The organism is Brevundimonas naejangsanensis, from assembly GCF_003627995.1.
Lineage (GTDB): Bacteria > Pseudomonadota > Alphaproteobacteria > Caulobacterales > Caulobacteraceae > Brevundimonas > Brevundimonas naejangsanensis_B.
Genome location: NZ_CP032707.1, coordinates 2,140,778 through 2,156,638, shown reverse-complemented (window position 1 = coordinate 2,156,638; position 15,861 = coordinate 2,140,778). Strand labels below are relative to the sequence as shown.

The window sequence follows — 15,861 nt, the reverse complement described above, 5'->3', positions numbered from 1 at the left end:
CAACACCCCCACCCAACCCTCCCCCATCGAGGGGGAGGGCTTTGATCTGAGCTCGGGTTCAGGCGGCCATGACGCTCAGTGCTGCGTCACCGCCAGCGTATCCTCCGGCCGGCCGTCGCCGCGCGGCGCGGAGACGCCCAGCAGGCGGGCCAGGAAGGGCTGGACGTCGACGCTGTCCAGGTTCTGCAGCCGCCGTCCGGCGATGACGCCCGGACCATGGGCGATGAAGATCGCCTGCATCTCGGGCGCGGCGTTGTCATAGCCGTGGGCGCCGCCGGGCTTGGTCACCGGACGCGCCCTGGTGGCCAGCAGCCAGCCGGGCTCGGAGGCGCAGACGATGGCCGAGACGCGCGGGTTGGAGCCTAGGACGAAGCGCGCCGGGATCTCGCTCTTGCGCCAGCAGTCCAGGTGCGGACGCGACCCCAGCAGGGCCTGCTCCACCTCGGCCTCGCGGCCGGCGACGGGGTTCAGGAAGGTGACCGCGCCCGAATAGACGATCTGCAGCGCCTCCGGGTCGATGATGTCGTCCAGCATCGTCACGCGATCCGGCGAGGTCGCCGCCATGCCGTGGTCCGACACGATGACCAGAATGGTGTTTTCGTACAGCCCCCGCGCCTTCAGCCCCTCGACCAGGCGGCCGATGGAAGCGTCGACCGAGCGCAGGGCCTCCCGTGTCTGAGGCGCGTCCGGGCCATGGTTGTGGCCCATGGTGTCGACGATGTCGAAATAGAGGGTGGTCAGGGCCGGGCGGTCGGCGGCGGGCAGGTCCAGCCAGGCCAGGACCTGGTCCACGCGGGCGTCGCCGGGCATGGCCTGGTCGAAGGGCGTCCAATAGCTGGGCCGCACGCCGCGGATGTCGGCTTCGGACCCCGGCCAGAACATGGTGGCGGTCTTCACGCCCTGGCGCTCGGCCGAAACCCAGATCGGCTCGCCCTGGTCCCACCAGCGCCGGTCGGTGACCGCCTGCTTATTGCTCAGGGAGAAGCGGCCCAGTTCGGCGTCGACCATGTTGTTGCCGATGATGCCGTGGTGGTCGGGATGCAGGCCCGTGACCAGGGTGTAGTGGTTGGGGAAGGTCACGCTGGGGAAGGACGGCTTCATCGGCCCCGACGCCCCTTCGGCCGCCAGTTGCGCCAGCACCGGCGTCGCCCCGCGCTGCAGATAGTCGGCGCGGAAACCGTCGATCGAGATCAGGATGACGTTCGGCGCCTGGGCGGTCTGGACCGTCTCGACCGGGGGCGGCGTGGTGGCGCAAGCGGCGACGGCCAGCGTCAGGACGGCGGCGCGGGCCAGGCCGAACAGGCGATGAAACATGGAGACTCCCGAAAACGGCTTTCGGGAACATTGCCTAAGCTTAATCCGCGACAGACAGAAGACGGCTTGCCGGTTTTTCCTGGACGAGCCACGCTGCGTTTCATGACCAGCGTTATCGAAACGACCGGCCTGACCAAGACCTACGGCGCCGTGCGCGCCCTGGACGGCCTCAGCCTGACCATCCCGCGTGGCGGGGTCTATGGCGTGCTTGGCCCCAACGGGGCGGGCAAGTCGACCCTGTTCCGCATCCTTCTGGGCCTGATCCGCCCGACGGCGGGCGCGGTGCGGGTGCTGGGCCAGCACACGGGCGACCCGGCCGTGACCCGGCGCATGGGCTCGATGATCGAGACGCCGCGCTATCCGCCCTATCTGACGGCGCGCGAGGCGCTGCGCTGGCTGGCGCTGGCGCACGGCATGGGGGCGGAGGCCGAGATCGACCGCTGGCTGGACCGCGTGGGCCTGACCGAGGCGGCGGACCGCAAGGTGCGCGGCTTCTCCGTCGGCATGATGCAGCGGCTGGGGGTGGCCGCCGCCCTGATGACCCGGCCCGACCTCGTCATCCTGGACGAACCGACCAGCGGCATGGACCCGCCCGGCATCCAGGAGATGCGCGCCCTGATCCGCAGCCTGGCCGACGACGACGGCGTGACCGTCCTCCTGGCCAGCCACCAGTTGCTGGAGGTTCAGCGCGTCTGCGACCGCGTGGCCATCCTGAACCGCGGCAAGCTGGCGGCCGAGGGCAAGGTCAGCGACCTGACCGCCTCGGGCGAGCGGCTGCGCCTGTCGGCCACGCCCCTGGCCAAGATCATGGCCGTCCTGGGCGACTGCGGCCGACTGGAGGACGACGCCGTCATGGCCGCCGTGCCCCGCGCCGAGGCCCCGGCCCTGCTGCGCGCCCTGATCGAACAGGGCGTCGACATCGACGAGGCCCGCTGGGTCGGCGCCGATCTGGAAAGCGTCTTCATGACGGAAACAGCCGCGCCGCCCGCGCAACCGATCAAGGAGCCCGCCCATGCTGGCTGACGCCATCCGTTCCGAATCCTGGCGCCTGCTGCACAACCGCACGGCGGTGTTCTGGAGCGTGATCTTCGTGCCGGTGATCTCCCTGATCCTGGCCACCGGCGGCTATCTGTTCATCCAGTCCAAGATGAGCGGCGCGGCAGAAGGCCTGCCGCCCGAGTTGAAGCTGGACGCGGGCGCCCTGGACCTGGGCGCGTCCCTGGTCAAGGCGGCGGGCGGCCTGGCCAATCCGGGCGTGCTGGCCTTCCTGCTCATCGGCGCGGCCACCGTCTTCGCCGGCGACTATCGCTGGGAGACCTGGCGCCTGATCACGGCGCGCAACAGCCGCCCCAACCTGATCATGGGCAAGGCCGGCGCCGTCAAGCTGATGGCCCTGGCCGGCCTCGTCCTCTACCTGATCGCCAGCATGGGCGCCGACGTCGCCAAGGGCGTGATCTTCGGCCACAGCTTCGCCTTCGGCTTCGGCGCGGACGAGGCCCGGGCCTTCGGCCTGCTGACGCTGCTGTCCTATGTGCGGGTGGTGCAATTCCTGCTGCTCAGCCTGCTGGCGGCGATGGTGACGCGCTCGCTGCTGGCGGCGCTGTTCGTGCCCCTGGTCGTCGGCGTCGGCCAGTTCTTCCTGGCCAAGCTGAGCCCCCTGTTCGGCTGGCAGATGGGCGACTGGGCGACCATGCTGCTGCTGCCTGGCGACGCCTATGGGGTGCTAAAGGCCGCCGTCCTGGGCGGCATGGAGGCGGCCGTCCTGCCCGCCGGCGCCGTCTGGCGCGCCATCGCCGGCCTGGCCCTGTGGAGCCTGGCTCCGTTCCTGGCCGCCCTGTGGTGGTTCCAGCGCCAGGACCTGTCGAAGGAATAACTGATCACCTCTCCTCCCCATTTCATGGGGAGGGGGACCACGCAATGGTGGAGGGGGCTGGGACAGCGGAACCAAGCGGCACCTCCGTCTCGGCGGCGATAGCCGCCACCTCCCCTTGCATGGGGAGGAGTTCAGCCCAGCCGCTTCTCCATGAAGACGTCGGCGCGCGCGTAGGGGGTCTCGCGCGGCGGCAGGTCGGCGAAGCCGAAGCTCTTATAAAGCCCCAGCGCCGGCGCCAGGGTCGAACTGCTTTCCAGATACAGGCGCGGCGCCCACGCCTCGCGCGCGGCCGCCTCGCAGGCCTCCAGCAGACGCCGCGACAGGCCCAGCCCCCGCGCCGTCGGCGTGACCGTCATCTTGGCCACCTCGAAGCCGCCGTCGTCCATGGCCATCAGGGCGCAGCAGCCCACGGCCTCCCCGTCCCGCTCGACGAAGAAGATGCGGCCGCCGGGCGCCAGGATCTGCCCTTCGGGGTCGTCCAGAACCTTGCGGTCCTTGGCCTCGACGGCAAAGCCGCCCTCGGCCAGCCAGGCCTCGTTCAACATCCGCCAGGCCTCGGCGTGGCGGGGCTGATACTCAACGATACGAATGGCTGCGTCGGTCATGGGCGCCTCTATGCCGCCGCGCGCCCAAACGACGCAAGACCCAGGCGACGCAAGACCCAGGCGGCGCAAGACAAAGGGCGGCCGGATCGCTCCGGCCGCCCTTCAATCTGTCTCAAACCGTCAGGTTTGATCAGGCCTCGTCGTCGCCCTCGATGGCGAAGACCGGACCGGAGTCCTGGCCCTTGGCGTCGACGTCGCGATCCACGAACTCGATGACGGCCATCGCGGCGTTGTCGCCGTGACGGAAGCCCGCCTTCATGATGCGGATGTAGCCGCCGTTACGCTCGGCGTAACGAGGCGCCAGGGTGTCGAACAGCTTGCCGACTTGCGGCACGTCGCGCACGGCGCTGATGGCCTGACGACGAGCGTGCAGGTCGCCCTTCTTGGCCAGGGTGACCAGCTTCTCGACGAAGGGACGCAGTTCCTTCGCCTTGGGCAGGGTCGTGGTGATCTGCTCGTGCTTGATCAGCGAGGCAGCCATGTTGGCGAACATGGCCTGGCGGTGGCTGACCGTGCGGCCGAGCTTACGATAGGCGGCGCCGTGGCGCATCGAGGTCTCTCCTACTCAACCCCGGTTTCCCGTCCCTACTTGCTGGACGAGACCTAGGGCCTCTCATTCTAACCGCCCCAACCGATCCAACGGACCCGGGCGGAGGGTTGATGATCAGATCTGGTCGTCGAACTTCTTGGCCAGATCTTCGATGTTTTCCGGCGGCCAGTTCGGCACATCCATGCCGAGGCTCAGGCCCATGGACGCCAGAACTTCCTTGATTTCGTTCAGCGACTTGCGGCCGAAGTTCGGGGTGCGAAGCATCTCGCCCTCGGTCTTCTGGATCAGGTCGCCGATGTAGACGATGTTGTCGTTCTTCAGGCAGTTGGCCGAACGGACCGACAGCTCCAGCTCGTCCACCTTCTTCAGCAGGGCCGGGTTGAAGGGCAGGTCGGGCTTGCCGTCCGCCTGCTCGACAGCCTTGGTCGGCTCTTCGAAGGTGATGAAGATCTGCAGCTGGTCTTGCAGGATGCGCGCAGCGTAGGCCACGGCGTCAACCGGCGAGACGGCGCCGTTGGTTTCGACTTCCAGGATCAGCTTGTCGTAATCCAGCGACTGGCCCTGACGGGTCGGCTCGACGCGATAGGCGACGCGCTTCACCGGCGAATACAGGGCGTCGACGGCGATCAGGCCGATCGGAGCGTCTTCCGGGCGGTTCAGCTCGGCGGCGACGTAGCCCTTGCCGTTCTGCACCGTCAGTTCCATGCGGACCGAAGCGCCGTCGTCCAGGGTGCAGATCACGTGATCCGGGTTCAGCACCTCGATATCGGCCGGCAGGTCGATTTGACCAGCGGTCACCGGGCCGGGGCCCGTGGCGCGCAGGGTCATCCGCTTCGGACCTTCGGCATGCATGCGAAGGGCCAGCTGCTTGATGTTCAGGACGATGTCGACGACATCCTCGCGAACGCCTTCCAGCGACGAGAACTCGTGGACCACGCCATCGATCTGAATGGCCGTGACCGCCGCACCTTGAAGCGAAGACAGCAGAACGCGACGAAGCGCGTTGCCGAGCGTCACGCCGAAACCGCGCTCGAGAGGCTCGGCGATCAGACGCGCCTTGTGCTGCGGGTCAGCCCCGCCCTCGACTTGCGGTTTCTCGGGACGGATCAGCTCTTGCCAGTTTCTTTCGATCATAAAGTCCCTCGAACGGGTTTCGACGGCTCCGTGTTCTCACGTTCAGAACAACAGGAGCCGCCGGGAGAAGGGGTAGGCGGCGTGACCTTAGACGCGACGGCGCTTCGGCGGACGGCAGCCGTTGTGCGGCATCGGCGTCACGTCACGGATGGTCGTGATCGTCATGCCGACGGCCTGCAGGGCGCGCAGGGCCGACTCACGGCCCGAACCCGGACCCGAGACGTTCACTTCCAGCGTCTTCACGCCGTGCTCGGCGGCCTTCTTGCCGGCGTCTTCCGCAGCCATCTGGGCGGCGTACGGCGTCGACTTGCGCGAGCCCTTGAAGCCCATGTGACCGGCCGACGACCAGGAAATCGCGTTCCCTTGAGCGTCGGTGATGGTCACCATGGTGTTGTTGAACGAGGCGTTCACATGGGCCACGCCCGAAGTGATGTTCTTGCGTTCGCGGCGCTTAACGCGACCCGGTTCCTTAGCCATCGGTCAGGCCTCTCTCTTACTTCTTCTTGCCGGCGATCGGCTTGGCCGGACCCTTGCGGGTGCGAGCGTTGGTGTGGGTGCGCTGACCGCGGACCGGCAGGCCCTTACGGTGACGCAGGCCGCGGTAGCAGGCCAGGTCCATCAGGCGCTTGATGTTCATCGACGTCTCGCGGCGCAGGTCGCCCTCGACGGTGTAGTCGCGGTCGATCGTCTCGCGGATCTGCAGGATCTCGGCGTCGGTCAGCTGGTTCACGCGGCGAGCCGGCTCGATGCCGATCTTGGCCGTGATCTCCTTGGCGTTGTGCGCGCCAATGCCGTGGATGTACTGAAGCGCGATTTCGACGCGCTTGTTGGTCGGAATGTTGACGCCAGCGATACGGGCCACGAAATTCTCCAAGTACGCGTTAATCAGACGCAGAAACCGCTCCGGTCAACAGACCAGGAGCGTGTACGCCCTTCGCGGAAGGCCGTCCTTATACAGGGGATTCCCGATGCGTCAACGGGCAAAGGCCGTCGGCAGGCTGGCTCAAGGCCATTCGACCCCCACCCGGACCTCTCGGCCATCGATCGGCGCTCCATTCTGCGTCGGAGGACGAAAGCGGAAATATCGCGCGGCCGCAAGAGCCGCCTGACCGAATCCCATCCCCGTCGGCGTCTCGTCAACCAGGCGGCAGTCCGACAAGGTGGTGTCCAGCCGGACCCGACAAGCCAGGGTCGCCCGCCCGCCGATTCGACGACGGAAGGCCTCGGGCGGGTGCAGGTCGCGCAATTCCCCCACCGACGGCCCGCGGATGATGCGCGGCGGGCCGTCGCCCACGCCGGGCCCGACGCCGGATCCGATTCCCCCGCCGCTGCCCGTCCCCTGCCCGCCCTGTCCCGGCCCGGGCGTCGGGCTGGGCGCGGGCGCCGCGCCGACGACGAGGGGCTGTTCGGGCGCAGGTCGCGGCGGCGCCGTGACCTCCGGCCTCGGCTGGACGGGACGCGGGCGCGCAGGGCGGACGACGGAAGGCGCGGCGGGCGCGCCGCCGCCCTGAGTGCGGGCCGGTTCAGGCGGCGGCGGTGGCGGCGGCGGCGGCGGGGCCTCCGGCCGGACCAGGTCGACGATGATCGGCGCCACGGCGGGCGTGAAACGCGCCTCGGGCCGCACCTGCCCCAAAAGCGCAAAGGCGCCGAGGTGCAGAAGAGCCACAAGCCCCGCCGCGCCCCAGCGCCAATGCTTCATTCGTTTCGGCTGCAATCGCCTCTCCCGCACGGCCCCTGAAAGCTAACGCTTCAGACGGCGACGGGATCAGATCTGGTCGCCGTCAGGCGTCCAGGGCCGCGTCGATGGCGCCGGCAACCGCAGCGATGTCGCCCATGCCGTCCACTTCGGTCAGCTTGCCCTGCTCTTCATAGTAGGGGAGCAGCGGCGCGGTCTGGCGATTATAGACGGCCAGGCGGTCCTTGAAGGTCTCGGGGTTGTCGTCGGCCCGGCCCTGCTCGGCGAAGCGCTTGCCGATACGGTCGGTCAGGGCGGCGTCGTCGACCTTGAGGCGGATGACGCGGTCGATCTGGGCGCCGCGCTTGGCCAGCATGGCATCCAGGGCCTCGGCCTGGGCCACCGTGCGGGGGAAGCCGTCGAAGATGGCGCCGCCGGCGGCCTCGGCCTCCGGCAGGCGGGCCTCGATCAGGGCGATGACGATCTCGTCGGTGACGAGGTCGCCGCGCGCCAGCACGTCCTTGACCTTCAGCCCCAGCTCGGAGCCGGAGGCGATGGCCGCGCGCAGCATGTCGCCGGTCGACAGCTGGACCATGCCTCGCCCCTCGACCAGACGCTTGGCCTGGGTGCCCTTGCCGGCCGCGGGCGGCCCGAACAGGATCAGGTTCATTATGTCTTCGGGCCCCCTACCCGATCAGCGACGGGCAGGAGCGGAACCGCCCCGGCCACGGCCGCGCAACTTGGCCTTCTTGATCAGCCCCTCATACTGGTGCGCCAGCAGGTGCGACTGGATCTGGGCGACAGTGTCCATCGTCACCGAGACCACGATCAAGATAGACGTTCCGCCAAAGTACAGGCTGTTGCCCAGGCTGCTGACCAGGAACTCCGGCAGCAGGCAGACGGCGGTGATGTAGGCGGCGCCGATCACCGTCAGGCGCGTCAGGACGTAGTCCAGATACTCGGCCGTGCGCTTGCCCGGACGAATGCCCGGCAGGAAGCCGCCGTACTTGCGCAGGTTCTCGGCCGTGTCCTCGGGGTTGAAGGTGATCGAGGTGTAGAAGAAGCAGAAGAAGACGATCAGCAGGGCGTACAGGATCATGAACACCGGCTGGCCGTGGGTCAGCTGGGCCGTCACCAGGGGCAGCCAGCTCATCCAGTCCGGCAGGTTCGCATTGGCGGTGAACTGGGCCACCGTCGTCGGCAGCATCAGCAGCGACGAGGCGAAGATGGCCGGGATCACGCCCGCGGTGTTGACCTTCAGCGGCAGGAAGCTGCGCTCGCCGCCGGTCATGCGGTTGCCTTCCTGGCGCTTCGGATACTGGATCAGGAGACGGCGCTGGGCGCGCTCCATGAAGACGATGAAGACGATGACCGCCACCGCCATGATGGCGATGAACAGCAGGGTGAAGGCCGACATCTGGCCCTGCTGAGCCAGGCCCAGCATGCGCGCCACGGTCGACGGCAGGACCGCCACGATGCCGGCGAAGATGATCAGGGAGATGCCGTTGCCGACGCCGCGCGCCGTCACCTGCTCACCCAGCCACATCAGGAACATGGTGCCGCCGGTCAGGGTGGTGACCGTCGAGATGATGAAGAACAGGCCGGGCTGGTCGATCAGGCCGGGCTGGGCGTTCAGGCCCACGGCGATGCCGAAGGACTGCGCCAGGGCCAGGAACACCGTCAGATAGCGGGTGTACTGGTTCAGCTGCTTGCGGCCCGACTCGCCGCCTTCCTTCTTCAGCTTCTCCCACGGCGGATACACCGCGCCCATCAGCTGGACGATGATCGACGCCGAGATGTAGGGCATGACGTTCAGGGCGAACACGGCCATGCGCTCGACGGCGCCGCCCGAGAACATGTTGAACATGTCCAGGATGCCGCGCTGGCCGTCCGGGTTCTGGAAGAAGGCCAGGAAGGCCTCGCCGTTGATCCCAGGGATCGGAACATAGGTGCCGATCCGATAGACCAGCAGCGCGCCCAGCGTGAACAGCAGGCGCTTGTGCAGCTCGGTCGCCTTGGCGAACGAGCCCATGTTCATATTGGCAGCAAGTTGTTCAGCGGCCGAAGCCATCAGGCGGTCCCCCAGACGGTCACCATCTCTATGCCCGTCGTCAGATAGGCGGAAAGCGGCGCTCTTGCGAGGGCCGCTTTCGGAAAATCGTCATCCCGGTCCGGACGATCCCGGCGGAAACGCGAGAAGCGCGCCTCCGACGGGATGACGATATCGGAATTAGGCCTTGGCGGCGGTGCGCTTGGCGCGGGCCGAGACCTTGTTGGCGTCGCCCTTCGGAGCCTTGGGCTCAGGGGCCTTGCCACGGGCGGCGTTGCGCTTCTCGAGGCGCGCGGCGGCCTTGGCTTCAGCTTCGATGCGCTGCTGGGTCACCGAACCGCCGGCGGCTTCCACCGCCTTGATGGCGCCGGCCGAGGCCGACCACACCACCAGGTTCAGCTTGGCCTTCAGCTCGCCTTCGCCCAGGACGCGCACGCCGTCCTTGACGCGACGGATCACGCCGGCGGCCACCAGGGCTTCGCCGTTGATCTCGGCCTTGGCGTCCAGCTTGCCGGCGTCGACGGCTTCCTGCAGGCGCCACAGGTTGACTTCAGCCAGCTTCAGCGTGTTCGGCGTGTTGAAGCCGCGCTTCGGCATACGCATGTACAGCGGCATCTGGCCGCCTTCGAAGCCGACCTTGCCGCCGCCCGAACGCGAGTTCTGACCCTTGACGCCGCGACCGGCGGTCTTGCCCTTGCCCGAGCCCGGGCCGCGGCCGACGCGCATGCGCTTCTTGTGGGCGCCTTCGTTGTCACGGATTTCGTTGAGCTTCATTGCCTGATCCTTTCGGGTTCTAGCGCCAGGTCCGCCAGGCGATCCTGACTCGGCGTTGGAAAAATTGAAGGGCCGCTGATTAGGCGACCCGCGTCAGCATCGCAAGATGCTTCCTGCATAAAGCGAAACGCCCTCCCCCGCGAGCGGGAGAGGGCGAAACGACTTTTAGCCTTCGACCACTTCGATCATGTGGGCGACCTTGGCGATCATCCCGCGGACCGAGGGGGTGTCTTCCAGGGTCGACACGCGGCCGATCTGGTTCAGACCCAGGCCCACCAGGGTGGCGCGCTGATCGGCCGTGCGGCGGATCGGGCTGCCCGTCTGGCGGATGGTGACGGTCTTCTTGTCCTGCTTGGCCATCTATCAGCCCTCCACAGCTTCCGGCGCCGAAGCGCCGTCGTTGCGGCGGCCCATCAGGTCGGCGACCTTCTTGCCCCGCTTGGAGGCGATCTGGCGCGGCGACGACTGGACCTTGAGCGCCTCGAAGGTGGCGCGGATCATGTTGTACGGGTTCGACGAGCCGGTCGACTTGCCCACGACGTCCTGGACGCCGAGGGTTTCGAGGACCGCACGCATCGGACCGCCGGCGATGACGCCGGTGCCCGGAGGGGCAGCGCGCATCATGATCTTGCCGGCGCCCCAACGGCCCGAGCCGTCGTGGTGCAGGGTGCGGTTCTCGCGCAGCGGAACCTTGATCATGGTCTTCTTGGCTTCTTCGGTCGCCTTGCGGATGGCTTCCGGCACTTCGCGCGCCTTGCCATGACCGAAGCCGACGCGGCCCTTGCCGTCGCCGACGACCATCAGGGCCGCGAACGAGAACCGGCGGCCGCCCTTGACGGTGGCGGCGACGCGGTTGATGTGCACCAGCTTCTCGATGATGTCGCTTTCAGGGCCTTCGGCCGCCGGAGCGTTGCGGTCGCGACGGTTGCGATCGCCGCCGCCGCGTTGGGGTTCACGAGCCATGCTTGCCGTTCCCTTAGAAGTTCAGGCCGGCTTCGCGCGCGGCTTCCGCCAGCGCCTTCACCCGGCCGTGATAGATGTAGCCGCCACGGTCGAAGACGACGTCCGTGACGCCCTTCTCGATGGCGCGCTCGGCGATCAGCTTGCCGATCTTGGCGGCGGCTGCGACGTCCGAACCCTTGGAACCCTTGCCGCCTTCCAGCGACGAGGCGGCGGCCACCGTGATGCCCTGGGCATCGTCGATGATCTGAGCCGAGATGTTCTTGTCCGAACGGTGGACCGACAGACGCAGGCGACCGTTGGCGACAGCCTTCAGGCGACGACGAGTGCGCTCGGCGCGGCGCTTGGCTTGTTGTTGAAGAGAGAGAGCCATGACTTACTTCTTCTTGCCTTCCTTGCGCCGGACGGTTTCGCCCTGGTAGCGCACGCCCTTGCCCTTATAGGGCTCCGGCGGACGCATCTTGCGGATGACGGCGGCGATTTCACCAACGACCTGCTTGTCGGCGCCCGAGATCTTGATCTCGGTCTGCTTCGGCACGGCGAAGGTGACGCCTTCCGGCGGAGCGATGTCGACGTCGTGCGAGAAGCCGAGTTGCAGCGACAGATCCTTGCCCTTCAGGGCGGCGCGGTAACCCACGCCGACCAGTTCCAGGGTCTTCTCGAAACCGTCGGTCACGCCGGTCACCATGTTGGCGACCAGGGTGCGCGACAGACCCCACATGGCCTTGGCGCGCTGCGTGTCCGAACGCGGGGTCAGCGACAGTTCGTCGCCTTCCTGCTTGACTTCGATCTCTTCGGCGACGGTCCAGGAGCGTTCGCCCTTGGGACCCTTCACGGTGACGTTCTGGCCGTCGAGCGTGACAGTCACGCCCTTCGGCACAGCGATGGTTTTCTTGCCGATACGAGACATATCAGTAGACCCTGCACAGGACTTCGCCGCCGACGTTAGCGTCGCGAGCGGCAGCGTCAGACATGACGCCCTTGGAAGTCGAAAGGATCGAGATGCCGAGGCCGTTCTTGACCGGCTTCAGATCGCCGATGGCCGAATAGACGCGACGGCCGGGCTTCGACACGCGGGCGATCTCGGCGATCACCGGCTGGCCGTCGAAGTACTTCAGCTCGATCTCGAACTGCGGAAACTCACCCGGGTTCTGAACCAGGTTGTAGCCGCGGATGTAGCCCTCGTCCTGCAGCACGTCCAGGACGCGCTGGCGCAGGCGGGAAGCCGGGGTGAGCACCGACGAACGCTTGCGGGTGGCCGCGTTCTTGATGCGAGCGATCATGTCGCTCAGGGGATCGTTGATCATCATATCTGTTCGCTCCCCTTACCAGCTCGACTTCGTCAAGCCGGGGATCTGACCCATGTTGCCCAGCTCGCGCAGGGCGACACGGCTCATCTTGAGCTTGCGGTAGTAAGCCCGCGGACGACCCGTCACTTCGCAACGGTTGCGAATGCGGCTCGGAGCCGAGTTGCGCGGCAGGGCCGCCAGCTTCAGGCGCGCGTCGAAGCGCTCCTCAAGCGGCAGGCTCTCGTCGTTGGCGATCGCCTTCAGGGCGTCCCGCTTCGCGGCATACTTCGCAACCAGGGCCTTGACGGCTTCGTTGCGGTTTACGGCGCTTTTCTTAGCCATTGTTCTCTTCCCTTCCCGCTCAGTTCACGAACGGGAACTTGAACTCGGTGAGGAGAGCCTTGGCTTCCTCATCGGTCTTGGCCGTGGTGCAGACAACGATGTCCATGCCCCACATCTGGTCGATCTGGTCGTAGTTGATCTCCGGGAACACGATGTGCTCCTTCAGACCCGTGGCGTAGTTGCCGCGACCGTCGAACGAAGTGCCCTTAAGGCCCCGGAAGTCCTTCACGCGCGGCAGGGCGATCGTGATGAACCGGTCCAGGAACTCGTACATCTGGGCGCCGCGCAGCGTAACCTTGCCGCCGATGACCATGCCTTCGCGCAGCTTGAAGCCGGCGATGGAGTTACGAGCCTTCGTCGGGACGGCCTTCTGACCGGCGATGGCCGTCAGGTCCTTGAGGGCCGCGTTGGCCTTCTTGGAGTCAGCCACGGCTTCGCCGATGCCCATGTTCAGGACGATCTTGTCCAGCTTGGGGATCTGCATCTCGTTCGTGTAGCCGAACTTTTCCTTCAGGACGCCGCGGATGCGGGCCTGATAGTCGGCCTTGAGGCGCGGCGTGTACTTGGTGTCGGCCATCAGATGACGTCTCCCGTCGACTTGGCGAAGCGGACCTTCTTGTCCCCCTCGACCTTGAAGCCCACGCGGGTCGCCTTGCCGTTGGCGTCGACGATGGCGACGTTCGACAGGTGAAGCGAGGCTTCCTTGTGCTTGATGCCGCCTTGCGGGTCAGCCTGGGTCGGGCGCGTGTGGCGCTGGACCATGTTGACGCCTTGCACGACGACGCGGTTTTCGGTCGGGAGGACCTTCAGCACCTGGCCGGTGCGTCCCTTGTCCTTGCCGGTCAGGACGACGACGTTGTCGCCCTTCTTGATCTTGGCGGCCATGGTTACAGGACCTCCGGAGCCAGCGAGATGATCTTCATGTGGTTCTTGGCGCGCAGTTCGCGCGGAACCGGGCCGAAGATACGGGTGCCGACCGGCTCGTTCTGCTTGTTGACGATGACGGCGGCCGACTTGTCGAAACGGATGACAGAGCCGTCCTTGCGCTGGATGTCCTTGGCGGTGCGCACGACGATGGCGCGAACGACGTCGCCCTTCTTCACACGGCCGCGCGGAATCGCTTCCTTCACCGAGGCGACGATGGTGTCGCCGATCGAGGCGTAGCGGCGCTTGGAGCCGCCCAACACCTTGATGCACATGACCCGGCGAGCGCCCGAGTTATCGGCGACCTCCAGGTTAGTTTGCATCTGGATCATGGGATCCGATCCTTCTTTTTACGAAGCCGAGGCCGGGGAAATGACTTCCCAGCGCTTCAGCTTGGACTTGGGGGCGCATTCGATGATGCGCGCGATATCGCCGACTTTGAGAGCGTTGGCCTCATCGTGGGCGTGGTAGTTCTTGGACTTACGAACCGTCTTGCGAAGCAGCGGGTGCAGCAGGGTGCGCTCGACCTTCACGACGACGGTCTTGTCGCCCTTGTCGGAGACGACCACGCCTTCAAGAATGCGTTTGGGCATCGGTGTTTCCTTACGAGGCCGCACGCTTCTCGCGCAGAAGCGTCGAGATGCGGGCGATGTCCTTGCGCACTTCCGAGACCCGGTGGGTCTTTTCCATCTGGCCGGTGGCGGCCTGGAAGCGCAGGTTGAACTGTTCCTTCTTGAGCTTCAGCAGCTCGTCGGACAGCTGGTCGACGGTTTGCGACCGGAGATCGGCGATCTTGGTCATTAGGCGGCTTGCTCCGTAACGATGCCGGCGTCCAGGCGGGTGACCACCTTGGTGCGGATCGGCAGCTTGGCGGCGCCGAGGCGCAGCGCTTCACGAGCCACGTCGTCCGGCACGCCGTCGATTTCGAACATGATGCGGCCCGGGGCCACGCGAGCGGCCCAGTGGTCCACCGCGCCCTTGCCCTTACCCATCCGCACTTCGGCCGGCTTGCCGGAGACCGGCACGTCCGGGAAGATACGGATCCAGACGCGGCCCTGACGCTTCATCTGACGGGTGATCGCGCGGCGAGCCGCTTCGATCTGACGCGCCGTGATGCGCTCCGGCTCAACGGCCTTCAGACCGTAGGAGCCGAAGTTCAGCAAGAAACCACCCTTGGACGAGCCGTGGATGCGGCCCTTGAAGGCCTTGCGGTACTTGGTCTTTTTCGGTTGCAACATGGCCTATCAGCCCTCACGACCACGGCGCGGACCGCGATCACCGCGGGGGCCGCGCTCACGGCCTTCGTTGGACGACGGACCCGAGGCTTCCTGGGCCCAGCGCTTGTCCTGAGCCATCGGGTCGTGCTCGAGCACTTCACCCTTAAACACCCAGACCTTCACGCCAATGATGCCGTAGGTCGTCTTGGCTTCATAGAAGCCGTAGTCGATGTCGGCGCGCAGGGTGTGCAGCGGCACGCGGCCTTCGCGGTACCACTCCATACGAGCGATTTCGGCGCCGCCCAGACGGCCCGAGACGTTGATGCGGACGCCCTTGGCGCCCAGGCGCATGGCCGACTGCATCGAACGCTTCATGGCGCGACGGAACGCGATACGGCGCTCCAGCTGCTGAGCGATGTTCTCGGCGATCAGCTGGGCGTCGGTTTCCGGCTTGCGGACCTCGACGATGTTCAGGTGAACTTCGCCTTCGGTGCGGGCCGAGATGTCCTTGCGCAGCTTCTCGATGTCAGCGCCCTTTTTGCCGATCACGACGCCCGGACGGGCGGCGTAGATCGTCACGCGGCACTTCTTGTGCGGACGCTCGATGATGATGCGCGACACACCGGCGGCCGACAGGCGTTCCTTCAGCCACGTGCGCAGCTTCAGGTCCTGGTGGAGCAGCTTGGCGTAGTCGGCGCCGCCGGCGAACCAGCGGCTGTCCCACGTGCGGTTCACGCCGAGGCGCAGACCGATCGGATTGATTTTCTGTCCCATCAGGCAGCCTCGCCGGCTTCGCGGACCACGATGGTGATCTCGCTAAAGGGTTTCAGGATGCGCGAGGAGCGACCGCGAGCGCGGCTCGCGAAACGCTTCATCACCAGGTTCTTGCCCACGAAGGCCTCGGCGACGACCAGGTTGTCGATGTCGAGGTTGTGGTTGTTCTCGGCGTTCGAGATGGCCGAGTACAGGACCTTGCGGACGTCACCGGCGATGCGCTTGCGGCTGAACTCCAGCTCGTTGAGAGCCTTCTGCACCGGCAGGCCGCGGATCGAGGCGGCGACCAGGTTCAGCTTCTGCGGGCTGATGCGGACGTTGACCAGCTTGGCGCGGGCCTCGGTCATCGCAACGCGACGGGGGTTCTTGGTCTGGGCCAT

26 protein-coding genes are annotated in these 15,861 nt (G+C 66.7%); 2 read left to right on the top strand and 24 right to left on the bottom strand.

What is annotated here, in order from left to right; translation table 11 throughout:
• Positions 1-75: 75 nt before the first annotated feature.
• Positions 76-1,314, bottom strand: coding sequence for an ectonucleotide pyrophosphatase/phosphodiesterase (locus tag D8I30_RS10220; protein ID WP_121482642.1), 1,239 nt, complete (start codon positions 1,312-1,314; stop codon positions 76-78).
• 102 nt (positions 1,315-1,416) lie between these two features.
• On the opposite strand from D8I30_RS10220, the gene D8I30_RS10215 reads away from it, so the two are divergent.
• Positions 1,417-2,337: an ABC transporter ATP-binding protein gene (locus D8I30_RS10215; protein ID WP_121482641.1), complete on the top strand. Its 921-nt coding sequence runs from the start codon at positions 1,417-1,419 to the stop codon at positions 2,335-2,337.
• The gene (locus D8I30_RS10210; protein ID WP_121482640.1) at positions 2,327-3,187 is read left to right on the top strand and encodes a hypothetical protein; all 861 of its coding nucleotides are present in this window, start codon (positions 2,327-2,329) and stop codon (positions 3,185-3,187) included. Before D8I30_RS10215 ends, D8I30_RS10210 begins: the two co-directional genes overlap by 11 nt.
• A gap of 131 nt (positions 3,188-3,318) precedes the next feature.
• On the opposite strand, the gene D8I30_RS10205 is transcribed toward D8I30_RS10210, so the two are convergent.
• From D8I30_RS10205 to rplV, 23 genes are all read right to left on the bottom strand, one after another.
• Positions 3,319-3,792 (bottom strand): GNAT family N-acetyltransferase, encoded by a 474-nt coding sequence (locus tag D8I30_RS10205; protein WP_121482639.1) that lies wholly within the window; start codon positions 3,790-3,792, stop codon positions 3,319-3,321.
• Between the two features lie 130 nt (positions 3,793-3,922).
• The gene (rplQ, locus tag D8I30_RS10200) at positions 3,923-4,342 is read right to left on the bottom strand and encodes a 50S ribosomal protein L17 (protein ID WP_121482638.1); all 420 of its coding nucleotides are present in this window, start codon (positions 4,340-4,342) and stop codon (positions 3,923-3,925) included.
• A gap of 114 nt (positions 4,343-4,456) precedes the next feature.
• On the bottom strand, positions 4,457-5,476 hold the full coding sequence (locus D8I30_RS10195) for a DNA-directed RNA polymerase subunit alpha (RefSeq protein ID WP_121482637.1): 1,020 nt from the start codon (positions 5,474-5,476) through the stop codon (positions 4,457-4,459).
• Between the two features lie 87 nt (positions 5,477-5,563).
• Complete coding sequence (gene rpsK / locus D8I30_RS10190; protein WP_003164390.1) at positions 5,564-5,953, bottom strand: 30S ribosomal protein S11; 390 nt, start codon at positions 5,951-5,953, stop codon at positions 5,564-5,566.
• Positions 5,954-5,969: 16 nt separating this feature from the next.
• The gene (gene rpsM / locus D8I30_RS10185; RefSeq protein WP_003164389.1) at positions 5,970-6,338 is read right to left on the bottom strand and encodes a 30S ribosomal protein S13; all 369 of its coding nucleotides are present in this window, start codon (positions 6,336-6,338) and stop codon (positions 5,970-5,972) included.
• A 141-nt stretch (positions 6,339-6,479) separates the two neighbouring features.
• Entirely contained in the window at positions 6,480-7,190 is a 711-nt protein-coding gene (locus tag D8I30_RS10180) for an energy transducer TonB (protein ID WP_205570693.1), read from the bottom strand.
• A gap of 67 nt (positions 7,191-7,257) precedes the next feature.
• A complete protein-coding gene (locus D8I30_RS10175) occupies positions 7,258-7,821 on the bottom strand; it encodes an adenylate kinase (protein WP_121482635.1) in 564 nt (187 codons plus the stop codon).
• A 24-nt stretch (positions 7,822-7,845) separates the two neighbouring features.
• The gene (gene secY / locus D8I30_RS10170) at positions 7,846-9,222 is read right to left on the bottom strand and encodes a preprotein translocase subunit SecY (RefSeq protein WP_121482634.1); all 1,377 of its coding nucleotides are present in this window, start codon (positions 9,220-9,222) and stop codon (positions 7,846-7,848) included.
• Positions 9,223-9,381: 159 nt separating this feature from the next.
• On the bottom strand, positions 9,382-9,975 hold the full coding sequence (gene rplO, locus D8I30_RS10165; protein WP_121482633.1) for a 50S ribosomal protein L15: 594 nt from the start codon (positions 9,973-9,975) through the stop codon (positions 9,382-9,384).
• 165 nt (positions 9,976-10,140) lie between these two features.
• The gene (gene rpmD, locus D8I30_RS10160; RefSeq protein WP_121482632.1) at positions 10,141-10,335 is read right to left on the bottom strand and encodes a 50S ribosomal protein L30; all 195 of its coding nucleotides are present in this window, start codon (positions 10,333-10,335) and stop codon (positions 10,141-10,143) included.
• Between the two features lie 3 nt (positions 10,336-10,338).
• Entirely contained in the window at positions 10,339-10,938 is a 600-nt protein-coding gene (rpsE, locus tag D8I30_RS10155) for a 30S ribosomal protein S5 (RefSeq protein ID WP_121482631.1), read from the bottom strand.
• Positions 10,939-10,951: 13 nt separating this feature from the next.
• Positions 10,952-11,308 (bottom strand): 50S ribosomal protein L18, encoded by a 357-nt coding sequence (rplR, locus tag D8I30_RS10150; RefSeq protein ID WP_121482630.1) that lies wholly within the window; start codon positions 11,306-11,308, stop codon positions 10,952-10,954.
• A gap of 3 nt (positions 11,309-11,311) precedes the next feature.
• The gene (rplF, locus tag D8I30_RS10145; protein WP_121482629.1) at positions 11,312-11,845 is read right to left on the bottom strand and encodes a 50S ribosomal protein L6; all 534 of its coding nucleotides are present in this window, start codon (positions 11,843-11,845) and stop codon (positions 11,312-11,314) included.
• Position 11,846: 1 nt separating this feature from the next.
• Positions 11,847-12,245 carry a 30S ribosomal protein S8 gene (rpsH, locus tag D8I30_RS10140; protein ID WP_121482628.1) on the bottom strand — a complete coding sequence of 133 codons (399 nt, stop codon included), beginning with the start codon at positions 12,243-12,245 and terminating at the stop codon, positions 11,847-11,849.
• A gap of 15 nt (positions 12,246-12,260) precedes the next feature.
• The gene (gene rpsN / locus D8I30_RS10135) at positions 12,261-12,566 is read right to left on the bottom strand and encodes a 30S ribosomal protein S14 (protein ID WP_003170022.1); all 306 of its coding nucleotides are present in this window, start codon (positions 12,564-12,566) and stop codon (positions 12,261-12,263) included.
• A 19-nt stretch (positions 12,567-12,585) separates the two neighbouring features.
• Entirely contained in the window at positions 12,586-13,143 is a 558-nt protein-coding gene (gene rplE, locus D8I30_RS10130) for a 50S ribosomal protein L5 (protein ID WP_121482627.1), read from the bottom strand.
• Complete coding sequence (gene rplX, locus D8I30_RS10125) at positions 13,143-13,451, bottom strand: 50S ribosomal protein L24 (RefSeq protein ID WP_121482626.1); 309 nt, start codon at positions 13,449-13,451, stop codon at positions 13,143-13,145. Before rplX ends, rplE begins: the two co-directional genes overlap by 1 nt.
• Positions 13,452-13,453: 2 nt before the next feature.
• Entirely contained in the window at positions 13,454-13,822 is a 369-nt protein-coding gene (rplN, locus tag D8I30_RS10120) for a 50S ribosomal protein L14 (RefSeq protein ID WP_003164378.1), read from the bottom strand.
• A gap of 18 nt (positions 13,823-13,840) precedes the next feature.
• Positions 13,841-14,083 (bottom strand): 30S ribosomal protein S17, encoded by a 243-nt coding sequence (rpsQ, locus tag D8I30_RS10115; protein ID WP_121482625.1) that lies wholly within the window; start codon positions 14,081-14,083, stop codon positions 13,841-13,843.
• A 10-nt stretch (positions 14,084-14,093) separates the two neighbouring features.
• The gene (rpmC, locus tag D8I30_RS10110; RefSeq protein ID WP_003164376.1) at positions 14,094-14,291 is read right to left on the bottom strand and encodes a 50S ribosomal protein L29; all 198 of its coding nucleotides are present in this window, start codon (positions 14,289-14,291) and stop codon (positions 14,094-14,096) included.
• A complete protein-coding gene (gene rplP, locus D8I30_RS10105; RefSeq protein ID WP_121482624.1) occupies positions 14,291-14,728 on the bottom strand; it encodes a 50S ribosomal protein L16 in 438 nt (145 codons plus the stop codon). Before rplP ends, rpmC begins: the two co-directional genes overlap by 1 nt.
• A 6-nt stretch (positions 14,729-14,734) precedes the next feature.
• On the bottom strand, positions 14,735-15,481 hold the full coding sequence (rpsC, locus tag D8I30_RS10100) for a 30S ribosomal protein S3 (protein WP_003164374.1): 747 nt from the start codon (positions 15,479-15,481) through the stop codon (positions 14,735-14,737).
• Entirely contained in the window at positions 15,481-15,861 is a 381-nt protein-coding gene (gene rplV, locus D8I30_RS10095; protein WP_121482623.1) for a 50S ribosomal protein L22, read from the bottom strand. The genes rpsC and rplV overlap by 1 nt, the downstream gene beginning before the upstream one ends.

What these genes read in the sequence shown, in the direction of transcription:
- secY (WP_121482634.1), bottom strand. Translation starts at nt 9,222, where the DNA reads ATGGCTTCGGCCGCTGAACAACTTGCTGCCAATATGAACATGGGCTCG.
- rpsH (WP_121482628.1), bottom strand. Translation starts at nt 12,245, where the DNA reads ATGATGATCAACGATCCCCTGAGCGACATGATCGCTCGCATCAAGAAC.
- rplF (WP_121482629.1), bottom strand. Translation starts at nt 11,845, where the DNA reads ATGTCTCGTATCGGCAAGAAAACCATCGCTGTGCCGAAGGGCGTGACT.
- rplV (WP_121482623.1), bottom strand. Translation starts at nt 15,861, where the DNA reads ATGGCCCAGACCAAGAACCCCCGTCGCGTTGCGATGACCGAGGCCCGC.
- rplP (WP_121482624.1), bottom strand. Translation starts at nt 14,728, where the DNA reads ATGTTGCAACCGAAAAAGACCAAGTACCGCAAGGCCTTCAAGGGCCGC.
- rplN (WP_003164378.1), bottom strand. Translation starts at nt 13,822, where the DNA reads ATGATCCAGATGCAAACTAACCTGGAGGTCGCCGATAACTCGGGCGCT.
- rpsC (WP_003164374.1), bottom strand. Translation starts at nt 15,481, where the DNA reads ATGGGACAGAAAATCAATCCGATCGGTCTGCGCCTCGGCGTGAACCGC.
- rplQ (WP_121482638.1), bottom strand. Translation starts at nt 4,342, where the DNA reads ATGCGCCACGGCGCCGCCTATCGTAAGCTCGGCCGCACGGTCAGCCAC.
- D8I30_RS10205 (WP_121482639.1), bottom strand. Translation starts at nt 3,792, where the DNA reads ATGACCGACGCAGCCATTCGTATCGTTGAGTATCAGCCCCGCCACGCC.
- D8I30_RS10195 (WP_121482637.1), bottom strand. Translation starts at nt 5,476, where the DNA reads ATGATCGAAAGAAACTGGCAAGAGCTGATCCGTCCCGAGAAACCGCAA.
- D8I30_RS10210 (WP_121482640.1), top strand. Translation starts at nt 2,327, where the DNA reads ATGCTGGCTGACGCCATCCGTTCCGAATCCTGGCGCCTGCTGCACAAC.
- D8I30_RS10215 (WP_121482641.1), top strand. Translation starts at nt 1,417, where the DNA reads ATGACCAGCGTTATCGAAACGACCGGCCTGACCAAGACCTACGGCGCC.
- rpsQ (WP_121482625.1), bottom strand. Translation starts at nt 14,083, where the DNA reads ATGCCCAAACGCATTCTTGAAGGCGTGGTCGTCTCCGACAAGGGCGAC.
- rpmD (WP_121482632.1), bottom strand. Translation starts at nt 10,335, where the DNA reads ATGGCCAAGCAGGACAAGAAGACCGTCACCATCCGCCAGACGGGCAGC.
- rpsE (WP_121482631.1), bottom strand. Translation starts at nt 10,938, where the DNA reads ATGGCTCGTGAACCCCAACGCGGCGGCGGCGATCGCAACCGTCGCGAC.
- rplO (WP_121482633.1), bottom strand. Translation starts at nt 9,975, where the DNA reads ATGAAGCTCAACGAAATCCGTGACAACGAAGGCGCCCACAAGAAGCGC.
- rplE (WP_121482627.1), bottom strand. Translation starts at nt 13,143, where the DNA reads ATGGCCGACACCAAGTACACGCCGCGCCTCAAGGCCGACTATCAGGCC.
- D8I30_RS10175 (WP_121482635.1), bottom strand. Translation starts at nt 7,821, where the DNA reads ATGAACCTGATCCTGTTCGGGCCGCCCGCGGCCGGCAAGGGCACCCAG.
- rpsN (WP_003170022.1), bottom strand. Translation starts at nt 12,566, where the DNA reads ATGGCTAAGAAAAGCGCCGTAAACCGCAACGAAGCCGTCAAGGCCCTG.
- rpmC (WP_003164376.1), bottom strand. Translation starts at nt 14,291, where the DNA reads ATGACCAAGATCGCCGATCTCCGGTCGCAAACCGTCGACCAGCTGTCC.
- rplR (WP_121482630.1), bottom strand. Translation starts at nt 11,308, where the DNA reads ATGGCTCTCTCTCTTCAACAACAAGCCAAGCGCCGCGCCGAGCGCACT.
- D8I30_RS10220 (WP_121482642.1), bottom strand. Translation starts at nt 1,314, where the DNA reads ATGTTTCATCGCCTGTTCGGCCTGGCCCGCGCCGCCGTCCTGACGCTG.
- rpsK (WP_003164390.1), bottom strand. Translation starts at nt 5,953, where the DNA reads ATGGCTAAGGAACCGGGTCGCGTTAAGCGCCGCGAACGCAAGAACATC.
- rplX (WP_121482626.1), bottom strand. Translation starts at nt 13,451, where the DNA reads ATGGCCGCCAAGATCAAGAAGGGCGACAACGTCGTCGTCCTGACCGGC.